This is a genomic window from Vitiosangium sp. GDMCC 1.1324, assembly GCF_003044305.1.
Classification (GTDB): domain Bacteria; phylum Myxococcota; class Myxococcia; order Myxococcales; family Myxococcaceae; genus Archangium.
Genome location: NZ_PZOX01000016.1, coordinates 161,958 through 185,982, shown reverse-complemented (window position 1 = coordinate 185,982; position 24,025 = coordinate 161,958). Strand labels below are relative to the sequence as shown.

Here is a 24,025-nt window from a genome sequence, read left to right as displayed (position 1 = left end):
GAAATAGAAAGCCCCGCGGCACTGTGCGTGCGCGGGGCTTCATTACATCCCGGGTTTTACCGTGAGGCTCAGGCGCCCGTACCAGTGGGCGGAACGGGGGCCTTGCCCGCCGCCGTGCCGCCGTCCTGGGCTACCAGGCGCAGCTGCCCGTGGCCCGCCACGAACGAGGCGTCCACCTCGCGCGACCGGTTGACTCGAGCTGCTCCAGAGGGTGCGACCCTCAGCACCCAACCACCGACCCCTTCGCCGCGGAGCCTTCTCCGGTTCCCGGTGGACGACGACGAGCCGGTGCGTCTGCCCCCTCTCATCCAGCACGTCCACCCCGCACCAATCGGCGAGCACGGGCACGGCCAGCCGGGCCACCCGCTGCACGAAGCGCGCTTCGAGCTCCTCCCGGATTTCCCATGCGGTGCGCATTCGTGGAACGTGCTGAAGCGAAGCCCTCCAGGCTCAAGGTTCGGCAGAGGGTAGCTGGGACGCCAGTCCCGGTCCGCCGACCTGGAGTGCTCGCAGGAGCGCCCGCGGCAAGCGGCCCAGGTCCACCGTCGCGCGCAACTCGAAGAGCCTGGCCCCCTGGTGGCGGGCCACCGCGATGGCACGGAGGAAGTGAGGCATCGCCTCGCACTCCCTCTCGCCCGCCCGCAGCAGTTCCCCATACAGGCGGTGCAGCTCGGACTCGTAGGCGCACTCGCCCGTGGCCTTCAGCTCCGCCAGCGCCTTGCGCGTCGCGTCCAGCCCCTCCCCGAGGTAACCCAGCTTCAGATGGATCTCCGCGAGCATGCCGTAGTAGTGCGGCACCCCGACCAGGATGCCCCGCTCCCTGCGGCTCCAGATTTCCTGCTCCACGATGGCGAGGCCCTCGCGGGGATGGCCTAACTCCGACAGCGCCCAACCCCGGACCAGCGTGGACCACGAGCGCCAGAGCCAGTAGCTGTTCTCGCAAGCGAGCGCGAGCGCCTGGTCCGCCCACCGCAGGACCTCACCCGGCTCGCGGCGGAGCTGACAGGCAATGGCGGTGTATGTCAGCGCATAGGCCGTGGTGTCGACGTGATGGATACGCCCCGCCAACTTGAGAGCGCTCCGGCCGAAAGCCTGTGCTTCCTCGATACGGCCCGCCACCGTGTAGATGATGCTGGCGAGGCCCAGCGCCGTTGCCTCTGGATCGGTCCACTGCGGAGTGGCGAGCCGCCGGTGCGACCTCAGATGGAGCCGCGCGCACGTCATGGCGCGATCAATCCGCTCCATGGCCCCCTGGAGCCGCCCCGTGAGCAAAAGGACGTTGGCCATCTGCCGGTGCCCCACGGAGAGCAGTTCCTGATTGTGATGACGCGCTCCCTGATCCATGAGCCGCTCCACCAGGCTCAACGTCAAGGGAAAATCCAACCGCGCATAGGAGTAGGCGAAGATTCCCCAGCACCACAGGTCCGTTTGTGGCAATGCATCGCCCACTTCGAGGAAGAGCTCGCGGAGCCGGGAGAGCATTTGCGCCAACCGGGGCGAGCCGTAGCCATGCAGGTGGGCCATGGGCAGGCTCAGGGCACTCAATATCCGAAGCTCCGCATGGAGGCGCTGCCGTTCCCCGGACAGTCCAGGCAGCAGCTTCAGCGCCAGCGTGAGATGATTCACCGCCTCCTGAATGGCCCAGCGCTGGTTGGCGAGCAGCCCGGCCCGCAACCAGTTGTGGACGGCTGGCTCGACATCCCCCGCTTCCGTGTAGTGGTGCGCGAGCATCTCCGGCTTCATCGTCACCAGGTGGGCAAAGCGTTCCTCCAGGATTCGCGCGATGCGTTGGTGGTGCTGCCTCCGCGTGCTCCGGGACAGAGACTGATAGGCCGCGTCCTGGATGAGCGCGTGCCGGAACCGGAACCCGGGCTCCGCACCATCCGCTCCCGCCTCCTCCTGGAGCAGACCCGCCGCCACCAGCCCGGCCAACTCGCGCTCCAGCACGGCATCCTCCAGGTCCATCAGCGCGGCGATCAGCGCCCTCGGGAAGTTGCGCCCCACCACCGCGCAAAGCTGGGCCAGTGCCCGCTGGCGCAAGGGCAACAGGTCCAGCCTCGCCAGCAACAGCTCGTGCAGGGTGACCGGGATGGAGTCCTCCGCCCCGCCCTCCAGCACCATGCGCGTCATCTCCTCGATGAAGAGGGGAATACCGTCCGTCCTACTCACCAGCCGTTGGACTGTCTCCTCCGACAGCGCGTGGCCCCGGGCCGCCTCCTTCACCAGGGTCGCGGCAAGTCCAGCCCGCAGCCGCTCCAACGTGAGCGGGTGGAACCAGGGCCGCCGAGGCCAGTCCGGCCGCAGCTCCGGGCGGGTGCTCAAAATGACGAGGATCCGCCCCTGCTCGATGCACTCCAGGAAGAAGCCGAGGAACTCCAGTTGGTTGGAGTCGGCCCAGTGCAGGTCCTCCACGACCAGCAACACTGGCGCCTCACTACAGTTCCTTTGCAGGAGGATGCGCGCCAGCGCCTCGAAGATGCGCTGCTTGCGCCGCTCGGGCGTGAGCTGTTGCACCGGAGAATCCTCGGGCATGGGCAGGGACAGGAACTGGCCCATCAGATGCGTGTCCTCCGTGGACAACCCCATCTCCCGGAGCCGCGCCTCCAACTTCCGCAGGCGCTGGGGCGGAGACTCTTCCGGGCTGAAACGGACCACCTCCTGGAGGATCGCGCTGGCCGGGTGCAAGGCATGGGTGCTGAATCGGAACCAACACTGCACGCGCAGCAGCAGTGCCGACTCCGGAGCCACGCGCTCGCACAGCTCCTCGATGAGGCGCGACTTGCCGATCCCCGCCTCGCCGCTCACCAGGACGAAGGAACCCTGCCCGCGCCACGCCCGCTCCCAGAGATCCAGGAGCCGCGCCAGCTCGGGCTCCCGCCCCACCAGCGGCAAGAGGCGCCCCGTCACGAGGGACTGGTCGAACCGGGAGGTCATCCTCCGTTCGCCCCGCACGCGGTGGGCCTCCAGGCTCAGGCTCCCCGAGAGCCCCTCGAAAACGCGGAGCCCGAACGACTCGGTGAGGAAGGCCCCGCGCACGAGCTTCCACGTCGTCTCCCCGAGGAACACGTCCCCGGGCCCGGCCTGTCGCGCGAGCCACTCGGCCACCCTCGGGGCGTCGCCCTGGATGGCCAGCCTTCCGCCGCCTGGCGAGCCCATCTCCGGCACTCGCACGGTGACCCACTCGGTGTGGATACCCCCTCGCACGGAGAGGCCGGAGAGGGGCAGGTGCGGCAGCTTGCGTTGGAGGGTGTCCCGCAGCTCCCGGGTGAGCTGGAGCCCCGCACGTACCGCGCGCTCCGCGTCAGCCTCTCGCCTCTGGGGACAGCCGAAGCACGCGAGCACCTCACCTCCCATGGACAGAGCCACGAGGCCCCCATGCTGTCCGATGATCTCCGCGCTCTTCTCGTGGAAGGCCAGCGCCACCTCGTCCACGTCCTCCGCGTCGAGCGACGAGGCGCCCTCGGTGAGCCCCGTGAGCAGGAACACCATCAGCGTCAACTGGTGGCGCTGGGAGGTCCGGGGGGTTTCGCGTCCAGGCCGGAGCCGTGCCCTCAGCTCGTGCAGTTCCGCGCGCAGCTCCAGCGCCGTGCGGAAGCGCCGGACCGGGTCCCTGGCCAGCGCGGTGGACAGCAGCGCCTCCACCTCCTGGGGCACCTCGGGCCGGCGCGCGCGCACCGGGGGTACGGGCTCGTCGGAGGTGACCCATGCGCGCAGCTCCTCAAGGGTGGCGCTCGGATGGGGCAACCTGCCGGTGAGCATCTCGTGGAGCATGACTCCGACCGCCCAGATGTCGGTGCGCGCGTCCTGGGGCTCGCCCCGCCACTGCTCCGGCGCCATGTAGGCCGGCGTCCCCGCCATGGCCAGCTCCAGTCTCCGGGCCACGCAGGACGGGGTGAGGTGTGACAGGCCGAAGTCCAGCAGCTTCACCGTCCCCTGTCGGGTGAGGAAGACATTGGCGGGCTTGAGATCCCTGTGTACCAGGTGGCGCTCGTGCGCGTGCGACAGGCCCGCGGCGATGCCATCCAGAATCTCCAACGCGCGCTCGACCTGCAGTGACTCCCGCTTCAGCAACGCGGCGAGCGACTCACCCTCCAGGCACTCCATTACCAGGAAGGGGATGCCCCGCCCTCCGGGAGTGCCCCGCCACTCGGCCACGTCGAAGATGCGGACGATGTTCTCGTGGTTCAGCAGAGCCACCGCCCGCGCCTCGCTCAGGACGGCGCCTTCGAGTCCCTGACGGGCCACGAGGAACTTGAGCGCCACCTCGCGGCCCAGCACCTCGTCCCGCGCGCGGAAGACCTGCCCCATCCCGCCCCCGCCCATCCAGCCGAGCACGGTGTACCGGCGACCGTCCGAGCCTCCGAGCCGCTCCCCGGGGACGGGTAGCCGAGGGGCACGCTCCACCTGGAGCACCTCCTTCAGGAACGAGTCCTCCGACTCTCCTTCCCCGAAGAAGGACAGGCCCAGGCTCGTGGGTAACCCATCGTGCTCGTCCGCCCTGGAGACTTCCTTGCTCATCGCCGCGATCCCCTCTTCCGGCCGGGCCACGCCCCGAGCCGGTCTCCTCCTTGAAAGATAGAGCGCTCTCCCCTGGATGTGACGGGGTGGCCTGCCTGGAGGCCCTGTCAGAGGCCGGCCCCCTGCTCAAGGGCGACCTCGATGGCGTGGAGAAAGCAGGACTCCAGGACTGCTGTGCAGGACAAACGCGCTGGACGTGTTCGCGCGCGTGAGGTGTGGAGGCAGGTGCCAGGTGCTGGCGTACCTGATGGCTTTCGGTGGGGCCCACAGGGGCTGCACCGCCTCTTCACAGGCCCGGCTCGCCGCCTTGCCCTCCGCCGCTGCAATGCGAAAACCGCGCGCAGGAAGAGAGTGAGGACGTCCGAGAGCAGTCCCGCCTCCTTCAGCAGTACCCACCGCACCCGGTGGGGAAAGGACAGCGTCCACTGCCGGTAGGGCACGCGCGGCAGCACGCGCTCCACCAAGTGCACCGCCGTTACATGCGCCCGCTTCGCGTTGCAGGAGGGGCACACCACCACGCGGCCTTATGTGGCCCTCGCGCTGGGGCCAGCCGCCGCCCCCGAGCAGGCTCCCTGAGCGAAGAGCCCCTACCAGGGCATCTGCTCGTCGGAGCCGCCGAACGCGGCCGGGAACTCCTTAGTAGTGGGGAAGCTCGTCCTGGATGGGCAGCAGTGCGTACTGGCACTGCATGTGGAACGCGGGCTTGAACATGCCCTGAGGCAGCAGGAGCGCACTGACGCCCCGAATCCCCAGGCCCAGCGGCTCCGCGAAGAGGCGCGTGCCACAGTCCCGGCAGGTGAAGCGCGGCGTCGTCTTGCGCTTCCACTGGCCCGGCGAGCCCGAGACGATCCGGGTCTGAGGGATCCGGTACATCGCGAACGGCACGTAGGCGGCCACATGCGCTGCCTGGCAGTCGTCACAGTGACAGTAGCCCTGTGCCAGGGGCTCTCCCGTGAGCTCGATCCTGACAGCACCGCAGTGGCACTGAATGGTGGTTGCAGTCATGGCTCTCCCCCCGAATGGACTTCCCAGTCTCCCACGTTCATGAGTGAAAGGGTTGAGTATAGGCCGGATGGGAGTCCTGTTGCGGACGAGGGCCGGGGTAGGTGGTGGGCCAGGAGGGCCTTGCGACATGCCCTGGACGGTGAAGGAGGCCTCCCAAGGAGGCCTGCACGTCGCGCTCCAGGCGCACCACTGCCTTGCGCGGGCGACCGGTTGCCGCGAGCTGCTCGAGAGGGTGCGACCCTCAGCCGAGAGTTACTCCCAGAGCGCCTGCTGCGCTGGCCCCTGCGCCGCAGCCAGCCGCGGCGGCCGCTCGGGCAGCTGAAGGTGAGCTCGTGGGGTACGCCCCCCTCGACGACACCTACGTCACCGAGCTCAGTGCCCATCTCGTACGTGCGGCGGGCCAGCGCCGTTAGCCCTCCGCCTCGACAAGGTGCCGCTCGTGGGCCAAAGCGAGTACCCGGGCATTCTCGGGCAGCAGCTCCAGGAACCGCTGGTGGGGGGCTGAAATCACCCCCCCACGCGCGAGTCACAGAGGTACTGAGCTTCTTTGGGTCTGGGGTTAGCAGTCACAGGAGGTGCTGTCACCCCAGCAGCCGCTCAGGCACAAGCTGTCGGAGCAGGAATTGGCGCCCCCCGATGGTAGCAAGGGGCGCTCAAAAGCCGCTCAGTGACCATTATCAGGATCTGGGCACCGATGAACATCTCCATCACAGTTATAGTCGATATAACCGCACGACTCAGGGGCCCCTGGATGGATGGCAGCATAGGAATCGTTGCAATCGCCTCCACGCGTGGCATACCCAGTGGGTTTCGAGCACGCCAGCGTCGTCGTCCCAGTGACCCCGTAGGTATCCCCATCCGCATCCCGGTAGAACGTCTTCTTCACGCCTTCATCGACGTTACCGTCACAATCGTTGTCCTTCCCATCGCACACCTCGGTGGCTCCAGGATGGATGCTCGAATTGGAGTCGTTGCAGTCACCTCCGCGCGTGGTATAGCCAGCGGGCTTCGAGCAGGCCTGCGTCGTCGACGTCGTCACTCCGTAAGTATCCGCATCCGCATCCCGGTAGAACGTCGTCTTCACGCCCTCATCCACCTGGGCATCGCAATCGTTGTCCACGAGATCACACACCTCCACCGCCCCGGGCCTGATGGCCGCATTCCCGTCGTTGCAGTCCAGGGCGTTCGCGACGTAGCCCGCAGGTTGCCGACAGTTCTGTCTCGGGTCGCTCGGGTTTCCATAGCCATCGCCGTCCGCGTCGCGGTACCACGTCTGCGTGGGCAGGCCTTCGTCCACCTGACCGTTGCAATCGTTGTCCAGCCCGTCACAGACCTCACTGGAGGCGGCCACCGTCTGCACGCAGTGGAGGGTGCCGCTGGAGCAGTAGGTCACGCCAGCGTCGCAAACACCCGACTTCCCCATCGAGCAGGCCTGCAGGCCTCCCGGATTGTCTTCGTCGCTCTCCCCATCGCAGTCATTGTCCAACCCGTCGCACCGCTCGGGAGATGCCAGCTGGTTCTGAACACAGAGCACGTGGCCATTGGAGCAGGCGGTCGTGCCTGGGGCGCACACACCCTTCAAGCCTGTCGAGCAGGCCAGGTTGCCACCCGGGTTGCCGTCATCCACAACCCCGTCGCAGTTATCGTCCACGCCATTGCACACCTCCATCGCCCCAGGATGGGTATCCGGCGAGTAGTCATCGCAGTCCACCTGCGCCACGAAGCCAGTCGACGGGGTACATGCAAGCTCGGTCACGTACTCGTCACCGAAACCGTCTCCATCTCCATCGAAGTAGAAGGTATTGAAGACCAGGCTCTGCACCATCGTCCCGCTGCTGGAGGTGGTGCCATTGCCGAGTTGGCCCTGGCCATTGTTGCCCCAGGCCCACACCGGACAACCCGGGCGCATCACCAACACGTGCTGGGCACCGGAGGCAATCGCCTTCGCATCACCCAGACCCGCCACGTCCACGGACACGGCGCTGTTCTCCGTCGTGCCATTGCCGAGCTGACCGTAGGTGTTTTGTCCCCAGGCCTTCACGGAATTGTTCCCCAGGATGGCCATGGAGAAGTAATGGCCCGCGACGATGGAGGTGGCGGCGGACACACCACTCACCCGGGTAGGTACCAGCGTGGGCATCGTGCTGATGGTGCCACTGCCGGTCTGCCCGAAGTTATTCTGGCCCCACGCCCACACCTCGCCGAACTGCGCATCAATCACCAGCGAGTGACCCGCTCCCGCGGCGATGGCCTTGGCGCGAGGCAGACTCGCCACTCGCGTGGGAACCAACACGGCGGCGCTGGTCGCACCCGTCCCCGCCTGGCCGAAGGTGTTCTGCCCCCAGGCCCAGACCCCACCATCCGTGTCCAATGCCAGCACGTGGTTCAAACCAGCGGCGATAGCGCGGATGGTCGGAAGCCCAGCCACTCTCACGGGCGAGGGCACCAAAGCACTGGAGGCACCCGTTCCCACCTGTCCAGCGGTATTCTGACCCCAGGCCCATACCTGACCAGCCGCATCCAGAGCCAGGGAGTAGTTGCCACCGGCCGCGATGCTCTGAATGCCCGTGAGCCCCGCAACCTGCGTGGGAACCGTCACGGTGCCACCGGCGCTGCCCATGCCCATTTGTCCGGAGGCGTTCTGACCCCAGGCCCACACTTGGCCGTCCAGGTCCAGGGCGAGTGAGTGACCGATACCAGCAGCGACAGCCTTCACTGCGGGGAGCCCCGCCACCAGCGTGGGAGTGGCGACGACGGAGGCCCCACCACTTCCCAGCCCGAGCTGTCCGTACTGGTTCTGGCCCCATCCCATCACCTGCCCTGTCCTGCGCAACGCCAGGGAGTGGTAGGCCCCAGCGACCACTGTTTCCGGTACGTTCACGGCCACGAGCGCCTGCTGCTTCGCCGAGACCGTCATACCCGGGACAGCATCTTCGTCCAATTGCGACGAAGCACAGCCCGTAGCCACTACGGCAAGCATGGCCGCACACCACCGAAAGCAGGGCCAAGAGCCCCGCGTGTACTGCTTTTTCAAGACGTTTGCTCCTGAGAACCATCCATGCATTCGCCTCTCCCGGTGCATGAATGGCTGCGTGAATCCACACGAGACCCTGACCATCGACACACCCGCCCGCTCACCTTGAACTGCTCGGCGCTCGATTCGATCAGAGGTAGCGACAATGGATGATGGATGAGAGAGGCAACTCACCAGGAATGAGAGCGTGATTGCCGAACGGAACGCAATGGGCACTCCAAGTGCCTGCTGCGCATGCCTGCTTCAGGAACAAGGCGAGCAATCAGTTAAATGGGCAGGCCCCTGCACCTCAGGCAGTCAGGCTCGTGCCCCGACCCCCACAAAGAATGTTTGACTTCAACAGACTTTGACCGCTCTATGACGTCCCGCAGCCGTGCCTCAAACTCCAGTTGAGCGTCGAGCCAGGGCGGGCGGCTGTCCTGCTCCGGCCCGGCGGTGCTGGAGGGCCAGAGCAGGACGAGGGCCACGAGCACCGGGCCCACCCTGGAGAGCGCTGAAGTGGCCTCGCTTGCGCGTCCAACCCGGGCGAAGCCCTCGCCCCCCCCTCACCACCTCGGCGGCTTGCCCGCTCGTATTCGCGGCTCTGGAGAAGCGCTCGAAGGCCCGTTCCGCCGCGGCGAGCTTGCGATCCAACTGTTCCCACTGACGCGGCTCCAGGTCCTTGCGCGCCCGAGAGAGCAGTGCCCTCGCCTTGTCCAGATCCGCCTTTCCAATTTGCGACCGTTCCGGCGCAGGCTCCATCGGCGCGGAAACGAGCCGGATGCGCGGGCCCGAAGTGGGAGTCGATACGAAGGCGTAGGGCCTTGGCATCAACTCCGGGGCGGGCGCACTAGCACAGGCGGAGAGCAGCAACATGAGCGCGCAACATGTTCGCAAACGCATAGCCACTTCCTTTCATCAAGCAGGGGCTCTGCAGGTCAAGGCTGACCTGACCTCCGTTGGAGTATGCAGCACGCTCTGAGAGTCCCGCCCCCCGTACACCTCAGCCCTTGAGTACGGCGATGGGCGTGACCCGCAGGACCGGTGTCACCAGGTCCTCCTCGTCCTCCAGCACGTCCATGATGTCCCGGTAGGCCGCCGGGGCCTCCTCCACCAGGTCATGCACCCGGCCCCGGTCGAACACCACCCGGCGCATCGCCTGCTCCAGCGCCGCCGGGCGGATGCTCGCCCTCGCCTCTCCTCTCGTCAGCACCCTCCCCGCTCCGTGCGAGCACGAGCGGAAGGCCCTCGGCTCTCCCCTCCCCTCCACTACGTACGAGGCCGTCCCCATCGAGCCGGGGATGAGCCCCCGCTGTCCGGCCTCGAGCCCTACCGCGCCCTTCCGGTGCACGAGTAGCACCCGCCCCAGGTGCGTCTCCTCCGCCACGTGGTTGTGGTGCACGTCCACGCTCGCCCCGGGCTCCGGCTCGCAGCCGAGCGCCTCGGCCAGCACCTCCACCGCTCGCGCCGCGAGGGCCTCGCGGTTGGCTCGGGCGAAGTGGCAGGCCCAGGCGATGTCCGCCAGGCACGCGGCTCCCTCGGGTGTGTCGGTGCGCAGGCCCGGCAGTGAGCCCTCTCCCCGCGCGGCCGCCACTCGCAGGTGGTGCGCGGCGATGGCTCCTCCGACGCCCCGCGAGCCCGAGTGGATGAGCAGCCACAGGTCTCCCCCCGCGTCCCGGTCCAGCTCGAGGAAGTGGTTGCCTCCCCCGAGCGTGGCCAAGTGCCTCGGCGCGAGGCGCTCCCACTCCTTCTGGAGCCGGTGGGTCGACAGGCTCACGGCCTGGAGCGCGGGAGGCAGGGGCAGGCCCGCGCCCCGGTGCACCGCGTCTCCCACCGGCACCCGCCGCGCCACGGATGCCAGCAACCGCTCCAGGTCCGCACGCCCGAGTGACGCCGCCGGGAAGGCGAAGCGGTGCGCACTGACGCCGCATCCCAGATCTCCCCCCAGCGCGCCCGGGACAACGGTGTGCTCGGTGGCGAAGACTGTGCCCACGGCCACTCCGTGAGCAACGTGGACGTCCGGCATCGCCGCCACGTGCTCCACCACGTACGGCTGGCTGGCGATGTGCTGGAGTTGCTTCACCGCCCCCGGTGGCACCTCGCGCGCCCAGGCGAGGATGGGGACGGCTCCCGGCGGGCTCTCGAGGACACGAGGCATCATGGCTCGTCTCCTTCCCCGCCCGGGGCCAGGCGCGGCGCCACGCCCACGCAGACGAAGCGCAGGTGAGGGACACGCTTGAGGTTCAGGCCGAGCGCGAGCTGCGAGCGGATGTAGCCCATCGCGCGCTCGAGGGCCTCCTCCACCGGTGCCGGGCCTGACTCCTGGCGTTCGGGCGGGAGGGTGAAACCGATACGGGCATTGCGGCCATCCGGTGACAGCTCGAGCGACGTCACCGTGACGCCCTCGAGCAGCGGGTCGGACAGCTCGCCTCGGAACAGGAGGGATACCTCCTCGAAGAGGGTGGACTGGAGGCGCAGGTGGCGCGCCGGAACGGAGGCTTCTTCAGACGAAAAGGAATCAAAGCCCGTGCGCCGGTGGGACGCGCGGGTACGGCGATGTTTGGAGCTCATGGAGCGAACGGTTCCCGACACGCCGCACCCGGAGCCGGGCACGGCGCGATGAATCAGGAAGAGACGAGGCTCCACACCGGCGCGAGGACGCCGGAGTCAGCGGTCCGTTCTAGCGGGGAAACGGAACGCGCCCGGTCACACGAGCGGCAGCGTGGAGAGACCCGAGACACCGTTTTGCACACGTCCCATGGCACACCTCCCGCCGCGCGAGGTCCATCAGCGCGAGCCAGCCCTACAAAATGAACCCACGGCCCCCATGTGTCAACGCCTGGTCCGAAGGCCCTCGGAAACCGTTGCTCCCGAGGTGGCCGGAACGCAGGATGGCCGCATGGTCGACAAATTGGTCTTCAGCGACGAGGAATGGCGGAAGCGTCTGACACCCGAGGAGTACCAGGTGTTGCGCGTGCATGGCACGGAGCGGCCCTGGACGGGCTGTTTCCTTGGGACGAAGGAGCCCGGTACATACGTCTGCGCCGGCTGTGGCAACCCCCTCTTCAAGTCGGGCGAGAAGTTCGAGTCCGGCACCGGCTGGCCCTCCTTCACCCGGCCCGTCCAGCCGGACGCGGTGACGGAGTACCAGGATCGCTCGCACGGCATGCTCCGCACCGAGGTGCGCTGCGGCCGGTGTGATGGCCACCTGGGACACGTCTTCCCGGATGGCCCGCCTCCCACGGGGCTGCGCTACTGCATGAACTCGGTGGCGATGAAGCACCTGCCCGAAGGTCAGCCCCTCCAGCTCGTCACGAAGTGAGCGGTACCGCGCGCGCTGCACCGCCTCAGGTCCGCTCAAGAACCCAGGTGGGCAGCGCCGCGAGGAAGTCCTTGTCGGGCGAGTCGGGCAGGTCGGCGAAGGCGAGCGCGAACTCGTGGAGCGCCGCCCCCGCCAGCCCGTGCGCCACCTGCCGCGCGTAGTCGATCGCCCCATACCGGTCCATCTGCTCGCGGATCCACCCGACGTCCTCCCGGGTCCGCTCCACTCTCGGCACTCCGAGCACCCGGGAGAGCCGGGCCCGCTCATCGGGCTCCATCACGTTGAGCAGGTGGATGAGCATCAGCGTGCGCTTGCCCTCCCAGAGATCGCCATTGAGCTCCTTGCCGTAGCGCGCCGCGTCTCCCACGAGGTTCAGCAGATCGTCCTGGATCTGAAAGGCAGCGCCGACGAAGAAACCGAAGTGCAGATAGCGGTCCAGTTCCACGCCGTCCCGCGTGCCGATGAGGATCCCCACACGCATCGGGTAGATGGTGGTGTACCAGCAGGTCTTCTTCAGGACCATCCGCAGGTAGTCGGCCTCTGCCAGGTCGATGACGTGATGCTGGCGCCACCACAGCTCGAGCGCCTGCCCCTCGACGGACTCGCGCGCCATCCGCTCCGCCTCCTCGAGGATGCGCAGGGCGAGCCGTGAGCCCAGCGTGCCCACGTTGTCGATGAGCGGACGCAGGCTCATGACGGCCAGAGCGTCTCCGACGTTGATGGCCAGGGGCGCCCCGTGGCTCAAGTGCAGGGTCGGACGGCCCCGCCGCTCCTCGCTCTCGTCCTCCACGTCGTCGTGGACCAGGAAGGCATTGTGGAGCAGCTCGAGCGCCACGGCCGAGTTCAAGGCGTCCTCGGGCTGGGCCCCGAAGGCGCGCGCCGTGGCGAGGCAGAGGCTGGCGCGAAGCACCCGGCCTCCCCTCTCGGGATAGTCCGAGACCAGCTCATAGAACGCATGTTGGGACTGTCTGTCCCGCAGGTACTGCCGCATGCGCATCCGCGCCGCGGTGCCGTACTCCTCGAGCCGCTCCCGGACATGCTCCGATAGGGCCGTGGCGGACATGGGCCTCCCTGTCACGGCGAAGGAATCCGCACGCAGAGCGTGCCGCGCGGAAGGCTCGTCCGCTCATCGAGGATGAGGCCACTGTAGATGCCCGGAGGGTGGTCCTCGGGCACCCGGAGGCGGAGGACCATCCGCTCCTCGTCCGGCAGGACTTCGAGCTTCACCCCCGTGAGGCGCGGCTTGTCCGGCTCGGGAGCACGCAGGTCGTGAACCACCAACGACAGACCCGAGGAGCGCGGACGAAGCTCGACCGAGACCTCGACGCGCCGTGACGACTCGATGTCGAGCGTGAGCCCCAACGGGACAGCCACCTGGGCCTCAGGCGCCACGGGAGGCTCCACGGCCGCAGGGGCTCGCGGAGACACCGGCACAGGGGCCCCGGCATCACCCGGGCCGCTCACCGGGAAGGGATCCGCCCTCCCCGTCGCGGGCGCGACGCCCGCCCCCGGCACCGCGAATCCACCCCCGGCGCCCACCCTGCCCATCAGGTCCATCCACAGGCTGGCGAAGTCCGAGAAGCTCCGGAACATCGCCCCCATGCGGCTCTGGAGCCCATCATCGGCCGGAGCACCCCCTGAACCCCCGGGAAACGGGAGCCCCATCGCGCGAGCCACGTTCTGCCCCTGGCGCAGATACTCCTCGATGACCCGGTACCCCATCTCGACACCTTGAGAGACAGGGGTACCTGGGCGCGCCGTCCCTCGAGGAGAGGGTGTACCCGGCGGCGCCTGGGGCGGGACCGCACCCGGAGACCCGAACACCACGCCCCAGCTCCGGATGGGCTGCACGCGCTCCGGCTCCGGCTTCTTCACCCTCTCACGAGCATCCATGGAACTCACGGGTGGTCAAACCCCACGATCTCCTCGAGCCGCGGAGCGCCCGAGATGGCATGGGCCGCCAGCCGTCCCGACATCACGGCGGCCTCCACACAGCCCTGGTTGAAACCGCAATCCGTCCAATCACCCGCGACGGTGAGGTTGTCGTAGGTGTTGTCGAGCGGCGAGATGCGGAACTTCAGGCTCCCCGGCAGGGTGAGGGTGTACCGGTCCGTGGGATTGACGTTCGCGGTCCAATACTGCGAGGCGAAGCGCGCCTCCCCCTGCCCGCTCCCGTCCACGCCCGGCTGCTCGTGGGGATCCAGAAGCACGTCCCATCGGAAATCGCCGGATGCTCCCAGGGCCTGGGGCCACAGGTGGACGATGTCCTCGCGGAGGAAGTGGACGCAGTTGCGCCGGACCCGCTCGTGCTGCTCCTCGGGGAAGGCGGGGCGGACCCGCTCCTCCTCGGGGACATCCGGCAGCACGCTGCAGAAATAGGCGATCGACGCCGGTGGCCAGGGCCAGCTCTCCTCCGAGGCCAGATGGGACATGTCCGCCCAGGTGTCGAAGGGCTCGACGAAGCCCGAGATGTTGATCGGCGGCTCGTTCCAGCCGAGCTCGCTCATGCTCGCGCTCATCCAGATCTGAAGGGCCTGGGTCGGCACCGTCTTGACCTGCTGGACCATGGTGCGCCAGCGAGCGTCCCGCTCGAGCAATTCCTTGCAGACGTAGGGAATCGCCCCGCCGCCCACCGCGAGGATGGCGAGGTCGAAGTCCCGCCCCACCCGCAACGTCCGAGACCTCGCCTTGCGCCGGTCCCAGTGCGATTCGAACCGCCACCCCTCCCGCTCCAGCCGCTCGCCCTCCACGAGCTGCCGGTAGTCCGGAACCGCCGGCCAGCAGGGCAGCCCGCGCACGTCGATGAGCGGCTGGTACTCCCCTCCTCCCACGACCTCCGCCTGCACGTCGAACTCGAGTGCCTCCACGTAGGGGCGCTCGCCCTCCGCGAGCCGGGAGGAATCCGCCAGCCTCACGTTCTCCAGACGGTGGAAGAACTCGAAGCGGGCCCCCCGCCGCTTCAACACCTCGTAGAAGGGAGCGAACACCACGTCTCCCATCCCCGAGCGCATCTTCCAGAAGAAGGCCCCCCGGTAGGCGAAGAACGCGCGGAACGCACCCCGCAGGCCCTGCCCCGCGGCGACCCGGGGCCTCCTCACATCCCCGTCCTCATAGGCGAAGGTGAGATCGTAGAGCGCCCGAACGAAGGCACCGTTGATGGTTCCCTCGGAAGCCCCGTTGAGACGCAGCCACTCGCGGCAATCGTAATCGTCGATGGCGTCGAAACCTCTCGGGTCCGTCATCAGGCGGAAGCGGAGCCCCCCGCGGATGACCGCCAGCATCATGTCGATGATTTCCCAGAGGCGGCGGAGCCTGTCGTCCGTCTCGACCAGCTTCCCGAAGCGCTCGCGCAAAGCAGTCGCCACCGCATCATGGAAGCGCAGGAGCAGGTTCTCCGGGTAGCGGCGCAGCGTCCCGAGGGCGAGCTCCATCAACCGCAGGGCCTCGATGACCACGGCGAGCGTGGCGAACTGCCCGTATTTGAGCAGGCTCGACATCGACTCCAGTAGCGCTTCCGGAGTCCCCACTCCGGCCGGAGCCCGCTGAGCACCAGAAGCCGCCTCGCTTGCGGGCTCCTGCACCGTCATCACCAGCGCGCGCACCAGCTCCAGGCTCCTCGCCATGTATTGCGCGATGGTCCACCGGGGGACCTCGTTGCCAGGATCACCAGGCAGGCCCTCGAAGGGCGGCAGCCGTGCCGTCCAGGAAGACCAGACCTGGCCAGGCGACCAGTCCGCCAATCCATTGAAGGGGTCTGGCGTGAAGGCATCGCGCCAGTCCGCGATGCGGCAGGTCGCGGGATCTCGCTTCAGCTCCGCGTAGCACTCGCGCATCACCCGGAAGGCGTTCTCGTAGAATCCCATCCACAGGTGCAGGCCGTGCTCCTGGATACGGTCCGCCGATCCCCGCCCCGAGGCGCCCTTGCCTCCCAGCCTCCAGCCGAGCTGGTACACCGTGACGCGATAGCGGCCCTGGTGCTCGGGCCGCGTCAGCTCGAACGCGGCGGTGACGCCAGCGCAACCACCTCCAATGATGGCGACGTTGATGGGGCGCTCATTGCTCATCGACTCACATACATGAGGACCTTCGCAAAGCCTGTCAATCCAGCGGGGCCCCCGACAGTCCATGCGCGAACGGCCACCTGCACTCCAGGGCAATCAAAGTTCCTCCCGCCTCACACCCGGAAACGACAGCACGAAGTCCGGGCCATACACCCGCGCGGGCGTCTGCGCTCCCACCTCCACGTCTCCCGCGAGCACGCGCTCGACGATGGTCAGCCCGGTGGTACAGCTGAACCCATATGCCTCCGGGGTGCGCAAGCGCCCACGGAGACGGCGGCCCGCCGCGTCCTCCACCTCCGCGAAGATGACGCCCTGGCGCCCGGCGCGCTCCGCCTCCGAGGGTCCATCCGGCAGGGCCCGGGCCTGGAGCTCCAGCCACATGCGAGCCGGGGGCATCGCCAGCAGCCCTCCAAACCAGCGGTTCGCCATCACCATCACCCTCAGGGCGGGGATGGCGTCGCAATACACCTCGATGTCTGGAATGCCTGTCGAATAGTACGCGGAGCTGACGTCGCCCCAGCTCATGGCGAGGCTCGGGCGCGGCCCCGCTCCGAAGTCCAGCTCGCGCTGGAGCGATCCCGGGGTGATGCCGACGATCCGGCCCTTCCGGCGGATGCGAATGGACTCTCCCGCGCCCTCGGCGAGCGTCCGGAACGAGCCGCGAGAGATGATCTCGAGCCCGGAGATGCCCAGCACGAGCCGCCGCGCTCCGCGTACCTGGCGTGCCAGGTGGAGCGCGAGACAGTCCGACGGGACGACGTCGAAGCCAACCCCGGGCATGAGCATCACCCCGCGCCGTCGCGCCCGCGCGTCCCGCTGGAAGACGCCCTCGATGGCCAGGACCTCACCACTGAAGTCGAGATAGTGAGCCCCCGCGCGCAGGCAGGCCTCGCTCATGGGACCGAAGGTGGTGGAGAACGGTCCCGCGGTGTTCAGGACGACGTTGATTCCGCGCAGGGCCTCGTCCAGGTCCACGTCCTGGTCCAGTCGCGCCACCCGATACTCCAGCCCGAGCTCCGAGGCGATGGCCGCGAGCCGGGGCTCGTCCCTGCCACACAGGATGGGACGCAGCTCGCGCGCCTTCGCCGCCCGGGCCAGCAGCCGGCCCGAGTAGCCCGTGGCTCCATAGATGAGAAAGGGATGGGAGTTCGGCATCAGGTCGCCCCTCCTGGCAGCCTACGGCAGGGCACCCGACCCGCCGCACGGCCGCCAGTTGAGATCACACCGAGCTGACTCATTTTCTACCTGGGTGACTCGATCAGGCCTCGGCGGTGGAGTCCCGATGAGCGACAAGCAACAGTCCGACCCCTTTCTTCCCGAGCGGCCCCCGGGTGTCCATGAAGCGCGCGCGGCCCTGGCCAGCGTGTTCCTTCATACCGACCTGCGAGGCGTTCCCTCGTGTGCCCTCACTCCAGACATGCAGCCGATCCCACTCCCGAGCGCCATCAAGCTACTCCAGCAACTCCCCGACAGCCTCCTCAGGAGCCCGCGGTTAGGGGGGGCGAAGGCTGTCGCCGAGGCCAGGTTGGCCTCCGCCGTCATCGTCGAGCACCGGGCGGAGTTCATCCCCCAGCTCTCGGAGCTCAGCGGCCGGGAGGTGAAGGATCCCAAATCCTTCGTGAAGGAGTATACGGCAAGCGTGCTCGGCGGGTCGGACATCGCGGGCCGAACGCCGAGCAACGACGACATCCGGCGTTTCATCCGCCGCAGGGACGCCAGCTCCCAGCAGGCGCTTCAGCCACGGGAGGCTCTCCCTCCCTCCCCTCAGGGCATCGAGCCGAGCCCGACGCCCGCCGAGACCCCCAGCCTGGACGTCGAGACGTGCTTCGACACGGGGGCCGCTCAACCCCAGCCCCCCAGGCCCGAGAGCACCCTGGACCTGCTATCGCTGGTCACGACGGTGGACATTCCCTCGGAGGTCATCTGCGACTTCGGGATACTCGCTCGCATGCTGGATCCTCGGAGCTGGGGCCCCTCGCTGTTCTGGCCCGAGGTCTTCCAGGAGGAGCTGGCCCCAAATGGACAGGAGTTCACCCGCGATATCACCAACAGGACGGCCATCGGGACGAGTTGGGAGGGATTCCTCTTCGAGAACGTCGAATGGAACTGGAACACGAATCGCGCCGCCTCGTTCCAGAACCATCTGCGAATCAAATACGCCGTGGACACGCACGCCAGGGCAATCCGCTTGGACTTCGCTCTCTATGCCTGTGCAGGCAGTCAGATCTTCGTGATCGTGCAGAACGGAGGCCTCAACGTCGACAGCGGCTTCCAGTGCGTCCAGTCGCTCCCCAGCCCACCGGGGAGTCGGTTCAGGCTGCGCACGGTGAAGAACATCCGCTACTCGGACCTCCTGGATAGACGCATCCCCAACGAGGGTCCAGCCGGCAACGGACAGGCACTCTCCTACCTCGCACCAGCCATCGTGGGGCTCTGGATGAACCAGCTTCTCCAGAGCCTCGAATGCTAGACATGAAGGGAGGCCACGATGACGACGAGCACCAATGGCAGCAGCACGGGGCTTCAGACGGACCCCACCAGCTCCACGGAGTTCTGGAATGATGTGCTGATAGCCACCACCTCGTTTTTGCAGGACCAGGTCACCCGCTGGTCCGACATCCTCCAGAGGATGAGGGCGGGGCAGTATGACGCCACCCAATGGTTCAAGGACGCCGCCGGGACGTGGGACGCGTTGGCCCAGCTGGCGGCGACGCCGTGGCTCTTGGGAACCCAGAACGTGCGGCAGCTCCCCACCCTGTTCCTCGTCGTGGATGGCGACGCCGAGTTCCACGATCCCGTCGACGCACCGCTCAATGTCTTCCTTCCGCCCGAAGTCACAACGACGGCGACGGATCTCTTCCTGATAGGAGGAAATGGCACGGGAGCGACGACGGCCAGCCAGGCCGCGGGAGCTCGCACGATATCCGCCAGGGATCATGTCCGGGCCGGACTCTCACCAGGGGGTGATCGGGTGCAGGTCTCCCTCGTCGATCTCGGTCGAGGTGTGGCCGCGCGTACACTCAAGGGAGTCGCACCGGGCCTCTACGCGGGTGCCATCTTTGCCACGGAGGTGGCGGTCCCCCGTCCCGTGGCGCTGCTCTCCGTCCTCATCCAGGCGCCGACGGTGCCCTAGAGCGTGCGGCGGACAGGCCCTCCCGAGGCCAGGCAAGAGCCAGGAGCTGCTGGCCGAGCTCTCGTCCGAACCCGAGCCCCCACCGGGCTGAGGACCGCGTCCGCTCGGGAGGACTACCGGCCGAAATCACAATCACGAAGTCACAATCACAACGACGGACCTCTATCTGGGTCGGAGGAAATGGCACAGGGACGCATCGGGTGCCATCCATGCCACCGAGGTGGCGGTGCCTCGTCCTGTCGCCCTCCTTTCCGTCCTCGTTCTGGCGCCGTCGGTGCCGTAGAGCGCACGGCGGACAGGCCCTCCCGCGAGCAGTAGAAATTCAGAGAGGGAAACGCCATGGGCAACGCCGTCGATCTCGAGGGAGCGAACGAGGCACTCCTCACCGGAGAGTCCCTTCCACTCACGGGCTCCGAGTTCGATGACTCGTTCCTGCGAGAGGTCGCCGAGCAACCCACCCTGGTCCCCATGCCTGTCCTGGGAGAGCGGCTGGGCGGCCTGGAGGGGAGCCGGTATGAGATCCTCGGGCTGGTCGGCCGGGGCGGCATGGGTCAGGTCTTCCGGGCGCTCGACCACGAGCTGCAACGAACGGTCGCCCTGAAGTTCCTCCTCTCCTTCTTGCGGTTGGCCCCGGAGCAGATGGCGGAGCTCATCCGCGAGGAGGCCCAGGCGACCGCGCGGCTCGAGCACGACAACATCGTCCGCATCTACGACGTCTCCCTGTGGAACACCGGCATCCGCTCGAGCAGGGGCGTCCCCACCACGAGGATTCCCTTCCTGGTCATGGAATACCTTCCGGGGGAGTCCCTGCAGGTGCTCCTCCAGCGCGAGCGGCTGGACTTGCGGCGCATCCTGGAGATCGTCGTCGATGTGTCGGCGGGCCTGGCGCATGCGCACGAGCGCCAGCTCGTCCACCTGGACCTCAAACCGGGCAACGTCTTCGTCCTCGCCACCCACCGGGTGAAGCTGCTCGACTTCGGCCTCTCCCGGTTGCTGATCGGCACCCGTACCGAGGTCGATTCCAGCGGCTCGGGAACGCCGCCCTACATGTCCCCGCAGCGCTGGAGGCGAACGCCGCCCCAGGCCCACGACGACATCTGGTCCTGCGGCATCCTCCTCTACGAGCTGCTCACCGGCGAGCTCCCCTTCCCGCGGCTGAGCCCCCATGAGCTCCGGGCCCAGACCCTCTCCGCCGCGCCCATGCCCTCGGTGCGCAAGCGCCGGCCCGAGCTGCCCGAGGAGGTGGATCAGCTCGTGGCGGCCACCCTGGACAAGGAGCCGGACAAGCGGCCCGCCGATGGCTCCGAGCTGCTCAAGCAGCTGTGCGCGCTCCAGGAGCGGCTCGCCCTCCGTCCCCAGCGTCCACGGGTCAACGCCGAGCGGCGGCAGGTGACACTCGTGGCCTGCCGGCTCCAACTGGCTCCGGGCACCGGGGAGATCGATCCCGAGGACTTCAGCGAGCTGGAGGCGGCCTTCCACCGCGCCTGCACGCACATCATTCATCAGCAGGGAGGTGTCATCACCACCGCCGTGGGCATCGAGGTGCTCGCGTGTTTCGGCTACCCCCGTGTCCAGGAGGAGGACGCGGATCATGCGGTGCGCGCGGCGCTGCGGCAGTTCCAGGAGCTCCCCGGACAGCTGTTGTGCCTGTGGCGTCACGGGCTGTCCGTGAAGGTGGGCATCCACACGGACATGGTGGCCCTGGCCGACGTCATGCCCGAGTTCCACGGAGTGGCGCCCGCCATGCAGGGCGAGGGACCGAGAATCGCCTCCTGGTTGGCGACGCAGGCCGAGCGGGACACGGTGCTCCTGAGTGATCAGACCCATGCGCTCGTTCGAGGCCGCTTCCAGACCCGCCCCCTGGGACAGTGGATCTTCGAGGGCCTCCTGGGCTCGCGCTCCATCGGCGTCCACCAGGTACTCCACGAGCTCAGGAACGTGACGCGCTTCGACCGGGCGCTCGTGATGGGCCCGCTGACGCCCCTGGTGGGAAGGGAGCGCGAGCTGCGGCGGCTCACCCTGCTCCAGGACGAGGCCACGCACGAGCACGGCGCGGTCGTCCTGCTCCGAGGCGAGGCGGGCATCGGCAAGTCCCGGCTCGTCCAGGAGCTGCACGACCAGGAGCCCCCGGGAGCGAGCACCTGGGCCCGGTGTCAGTGCTGGTCCCAGTACAAGAACAGCGCCTTCTACCCGCTCATCGACTGGCTCCAGCGCATCCTGGAGCTCGCGCCCGTGGACACTCCCCGGCAGAAGCTGCGGACCCTGGAGGAGCGGCTGTCGGCGTATGGCATGGACCCGGAGTACGTCGCGCCCCTCGCCGCACTGCTCTCCCTGCCGCTCCCCGAGGGCTCCTCGTTCCCGCTGCTCCCACCGGAGCGTCAGCGGGAGCGCGGCGTGCAGGCCCTGTCGGAGCTCCTCCAACGGCTGAGCCAGAAGCGGCCCCTGGTCTTCGTGGTGGAGGACGTGCACTGGGCCGATCCCTCCACCCTCCAGTTCCTCGGGTTCCTCCTGGCGAACATCGAGCGCATCCGGATCTGCGTCCTGCTCACCACCCGGCCCGAGCTCACCCATGACTGGGCGGGCCATCCCGGCTTCCATGAGCTGCGGCTCCAGCCCCTGTCCCCCGAGGCCACCACGCGCCTGGTCCAGGAGACCGCCCAGGGCAGGACGCTGCCGGCCGGAACGGTGGAGCAGCTCGTGGCGAAGTCCGACGGCATCCCCTTCTTCATCGAGGAGATGACCCGGATGATGCTGGAACAGCAGGGCCCGGCCGGACCCGTTCGCGAGGGCGGCATTCCACCCATCCCCGCCACGCTGCAGGAGCTCCTCCTGGCCCGGCTCGACCAGCTCCAGCCCCGGGCGAAGGCGCTGGCGCAGCTCGCGGCCCTGCTGGGCCGGGAGTTCAACCACGACGTACTCCGCGCCGTCTCGTTCCTCGGAGAAGACGAGCTGAAACAGGACATCGAGCGGCTCGAGCAGGCCGGGCTCCTCTTCCAGCAGGGCTGGCCTCCCCAGCTCACGTATGCCTTCAAGCACGCGCTCGTCCAGGACACCGCCTATCAGTCACTGCCACGGAGCACGCGCCAGCACTTCCACACGCGCATCTTCCACGTCCTGAGCGAGCGCTTCCCCGCGATGATGGAAGAGCAGCCGGAGGTCCTGGCGCACCATGCTTCCCGGGCGGGGCTGGCAGCACAGGCGGCGGAGCTGTGGCAGCGGGCCGGTCAGCGCGCCGGAGCGAAGTCCGCCTGCTCCGAGGCCGTCACCCACTTCACCCGGGCCCTCGAGCAGCTCGCGTTGCTGCCCGCCTCGCGCGAGCGGGACGAGCGGGAGATCGCCCTGAGCGTCGAGCTGGGGCAGATCCTCATCTCGACGAAGGGCTATGCCGCCAGCGAGGTCGAGGAGGCCTACTCCCGGGCTCGCGCGCTGTGCGAGCGCTATGGCGACGTCCCCTCCTCGGTGCTCTGGGGCATCTGGGTCGTCGCGCTGGTCCGAGGCGAGCGCGAAGACACGGGCCGCATCGCCGCGCTCTACCAGGGCCTCATCGAGAGCAGTGACGATCCGACGACGGGAGTGGTGTCCCATGCGGCGCTCGCGGCCTGGAACTTCTGGCGGGGCGCCTACACCGAGGCCCTGCGGCACTGCGCCCAGGCCCGGGAGGTGCTCGACCGGGAGCGCGCCCTGGGGGACGTGGCCCACATCCGCGGCGGTGGCATCCAGAGCTATGTCTCCGAGCAGATCCTCTATGTGCAACTGACCGAGGCGTTCGGCGAGAGCATGCGGGGAAACATGGTCCGGGCCCGTGAGGCCTACCAGCGGGCGCTCGCGATGGCCGAGGCGCACCCCTATGCCGTCGCCGTCGTCCTCTCGTTCTGCGCATCCATCGAGTACGAGGCGGGTGAGCCCGAAGCGGCGAGAGATCTGTCCAACCGGCTGATCTCCATCTCCGCCGGAAACGGGTTCCTGTTCACGCTGGCGCTCGGCCACTGCGTCCACGGCTGGGCCACCGCCGAGCTGGGGGACGCGGCCGCGGGCATCGCCACCATCCGCCAGGGGCTCGGCCTGCTGCGAGCCATGGGCGCCATGGTCGTCTACCCCACCTGTCTGGGATGCCTCCTCAAGGCCCAGCTCCTCGCGGGGCAGCTCGCGGAAGGGCTGGCCGCAGTGGAGGAAGGGCTGGGGCTCCTCGAGACCCTCATGGCCCGCCGGTCCCGTACAGAGCTGCTGCGGCTGCGGGGTGAGTTCCTGCTGCGGCAGGGCGAGACGGAAGCGGCGCGGGCCTCCCTGGAGCAGGCACGCCAGGAGGCCCATGACTCCGGGGCGACACTCCACGAGTTGCGCGCGGTCTCGAGCCTGGCCCGGCTCATGCGACAGTCCGGTGAGACCCAGGAAGCCCGCGTCCTCCTCTCGGAGGTCTGCGACCGGTTCACCGAAGGCCTCGACCTTCGGGACCACAAGGCCGCCCGGGAGCTGCTGGCCGAGCTCTCGTCCGAGCCCGAGCACTCACCGGGAAGCCCACCACCGGCCTAGGGTTGTAGGCAGTTTTCCTGGCGATCCACATTGAAGGCCCGGGAACCAAGTCGTTAAGGTGCGCCTGTGATGTGGGCACGTGCCATCACCACTCTGCTGTTGATCGCCGTGACGGGCTGGGCCGCCACGCCCGCTCTGGCATTCGTCGAGTGTCGTGCGATGTCGGCACAGGTCCGAGCGGAGTGCCCGCCCTCCTGCCCGCATTGCAAGAAGGCTCCGACGAGTGGTGGGCCCGCGTTCAAGGCGGATTGCTGCACTGTCCGCGCGGCCCCCATTCCGCCACCCGCGGAGCCGCATGCCCGCTCGGTCCATCTGCCCGAGGTAGCGGTCGCGGTGCCCCCCGTCGTATTCGAGGCCATCTGGGCGGCCAGGCCAGCCCCACCGGCACTCCCCAGATTCGCCCCCTCACCACCTCCACTGCAGATCAACCGTCCCCTCCTGAG

14 protein-coding genes are annotated in these 24,025 nt (G+C 68.2%); 4 read left to right on the top strand and 10 right to left on the bottom strand.

All coding sequences use genetic code 11. The features are described 5' to 3' along the window. Positions 1-68: 68 nt before the first annotated feature. The 6 genes from DAT35_RS59440 to DAT35_RS37480 form a co-directional block, all read right to left on the bottom strand. Entirely contained in the window at positions 69-227 is a 159-nt protein-coding gene (locus DAT35_RS59440; protein ID WP_158502072.1) for a hypothetical protein, read from the bottom strand. A gap of 223 nt (positions 228-450) precedes the next feature. Further along, complete coding sequence (locus DAT35_RS37520) at positions 451-4,518, bottom strand: protein kinase (protein ID WP_146210058.1); 4,068 nt, start codon at positions 4,516-4,518, stop codon at positions 451-453. A 636-nt stretch (positions 4,519-5,154) separates the two neighbouring features. Beyond that, complete coding sequence (locus DAT35_RS37505) at positions 5,155-5,523, bottom strand: GFA family protein (protein WP_199243110.1); 369 nt, start codon at positions 5,521-5,523, stop codon at positions 5,155-5,157. 664 nt (positions 5,524-6,187) lie between these two features. Continuing rightward, positions 6,188-8,440 (bottom strand): MopE-related protein, encoded by a 2,253-nt coding sequence (locus DAT35_RS37495; RefSeq protein WP_158502071.1) that lies wholly within the window; start codon positions 8,438-8,440, stop codon positions 6,188-6,190. 1,099 nt (positions 8,441-9,539) lie between these two features. After that, positions 9,540-10,697: an RtcB family protein gene (locus DAT35_RS37485; protein ID WP_108074074.1), complete on the bottom strand. Its 1,158-nt coding sequence runs from the start codon at positions 10,695-10,697 to the stop codon at positions 9,540-9,542. After that, on the bottom strand, positions 10,694-11,107 hold the full coding sequence (locus DAT35_RS37480) for a ribosome-binding factor A (protein WP_108074073.1): 414 nt from the start codon (positions 11,105-11,107) through the stop codon (positions 10,694-10,696). The genes DAT35_RS37485 and DAT35_RS37480 overlap by 4 nt, the downstream gene beginning before the upstream one ends. A 328-nt stretch (positions 11,108-11,435) precedes the next feature. On the opposite strand from DAT35_RS37480, the gene msrB reads away from it, so the two are divergent. Beyond that, positions 11,436-11,858 (top strand): peptide-methionine (R)-S-oxide reductase MsrB, encoded by a 423-nt coding sequence (msrB, locus tag DAT35_RS37475; protein ID WP_108074203.1) that lies wholly within the window; start codon positions 11,436-11,438, stop codon positions 11,856-11,858. A 25-nt stretch (positions 11,859-11,883) separates the two neighbouring features. On the opposite strand, the gene DAT35_RS37470 is transcribed toward msrB, so the two are convergent. From DAT35_RS37470 to DAT35_RS37455, 4 genes are all read right to left on the bottom strand, one after another. Then, positions 11,884-12,921 carry a polyprenyl synthetase family protein gene (locus tag DAT35_RS37470; protein WP_108074072.1) on the bottom strand — a complete coding sequence of 346 codons (1,038 nt, stop codon included), beginning with the start codon at positions 12,919-12,921 and terminating at the stop codon, positions 11,884-11,886. Between the two features lie 11 nt (positions 12,922-12,932). Beyond that, entirely contained in the window at positions 12,933-13,751 is an 819-nt protein-coding gene (locus DAT35_RS37465) for a hypothetical protein (RefSeq protein ID WP_146210056.1), read from the bottom strand. Between the two features lie 5 nt (positions 13,752-13,756). Then, positions 13,757-15,922 carry an FAD-dependent oxidoreductase gene (locus DAT35_RS37460; RefSeq protein WP_108074070.1) on the bottom strand — a complete coding sequence of 722 codons (2,166 nt, stop codon included), beginning with the start codon at positions 15,920-15,922 and terminating at the stop codon, positions 13,757-13,759. A 93-nt stretch (positions 15,923-16,015) separates the two neighbouring features. Further along, positions 16,016-17,074 carry a trans-acting enoyl reductase family protein gene (locus tag DAT35_RS37455; protein ID WP_108074069.1) on the bottom strand — a complete coding sequence of 353 codons (1,059 nt, stop codon included), beginning with the start codon at positions 17,072-17,074 and terminating at the stop codon, positions 16,016-16,018. 127 nt (positions 17,075-17,201) lie between these two features. Between DAT35_RS37455 and DAT35_RS37450 the strand changes: the two genes are divergently transcribed. The 3 genes from DAT35_RS37450 to DAT35_RS37440 all read left to right on the top strand — a co-directional run bounded on the left by DAT35_RS37450 (position 17,202) and on the right by DAT35_RS37440 (position 23,582). Continuing rightward, a complete protein-coding gene (locus tag DAT35_RS37450) occupies positions 17,202-18,389 on the top strand; it encodes a hypothetical protein (protein ID WP_146210055.1) in 1,188 nt (395 codons plus the stop codon). Between the two features lie 18 nt (positions 18,390-18,407). After that, positions 18,408-19,052, top strand: coding sequence for a hypothetical protein (locus DAT35_RS37445; RefSeq protein WP_108074067.1), 645 nt, complete (start codon positions 18,408-18,410; stop codon positions 19,050-19,052). A gap of 339 nt (positions 19,053-19,391) precedes the next feature. Then, positions 19,392-23,582, top strand: coding sequence for a protein kinase (locus DAT35_RS37440; protein ID WP_108074066.1), 4,191 nt, complete (start codon positions 19,392-19,394; stop codon positions 23,580-23,582). Positions 23,583-24,025 lie beyond the last annotated feature (443 nt).

Excerpts from the sequence above, each read along its gene's own strand:
- DAT35_RS37520 (WP_146210058.1), bottom strand. The coding sequence starts at position 4,518 with ATGAGCAAGGAAGTCTCCAGGGCGGACGAGCACGATGGGTTACCCACG.
- DAT35_RS37505 (WP_199243110.1), bottom strand. The coding sequence starts at position 5,523 with ATGACTGCAACCACCATTCAGTGCCACTGCGGTGCTGTCAGGATCGAG.
- DAT35_RS37495 (WP_158502071.1), bottom strand. The coding sequence starts at position 8,440 with ATGACGGTCTCGGCGAAGCAGCAGGCGCTCGTGGCCGTGAACGTACCG.
- DAT35_RS37485 (WP_108074074.1), bottom strand. The coding sequence starts at position 10,697 with ATGATGCCTCGTGTCCTCGAGAGCCCGCCGGGAGCCGTCCCCATCCTC.
- DAT35_RS37480 (WP_108074073.1), bottom strand. The coding sequence starts at position 11,107 with ATGAGCTCCAAACATCGCCGTACCCGCGCGTCCCACCGGCGCACGGGC.
- msrB (WP_108074203.1), top strand. The coding sequence starts at position 11,436 with ATGGTCGACAAATTGGTCTTCAGCGACGAGGAATGGCGGAAGCGTCTG.
- DAT35_RS37470 (WP_108074072.1), bottom strand. The coding sequence starts at position 12,921 with ATGTCCGCCACGGCCCTATCGGAGCATGTCCGGGAGCGGCTCGAGGAG.
- DAT35_RS37465 (WP_146210056.1), bottom strand. The coding sequence starts at position 13,751 with ATGGATGCTCGTGAGAGGGTGAAGAAGCCGGAGCCGGAGCGCGTGCAG.
- DAT35_RS37460 (WP_108074070.1), bottom strand. The coding sequence starts at position 15,922 with ATGAGCAATGAGCGCCCCATCAACGTCGCCATCATTGGAGGTGGTTGC.
- DAT35_RS37455 (WP_108074069.1), bottom strand. The coding sequence starts at position 17,074 with ATGCCGAACTCCCATCCCTTTCTCATCTATGGAGCCACGGGCTACTCG.
- DAT35_RS37450 (WP_146210055.1), top strand. The coding sequence starts at position 17,202 with ATGAGCGACAAGCAACAGTCCGACCCCTTTCTTCCCGAGCGGCCCCCG.
- DAT35_RS37445 (WP_108074067.1), top strand. The coding sequence starts at position 18,408 with ATGACGACGAGCACCAATGGCAGCAGCACGGGGCTTCAGACGGACCCC.
- DAT35_RS37440 (WP_108074066.1), top strand. The coding sequence starts at position 19,392 with ATGGGCAACGCCGTCGATCTCGAGGGAGCGAACGAGGCACTCCTCACC.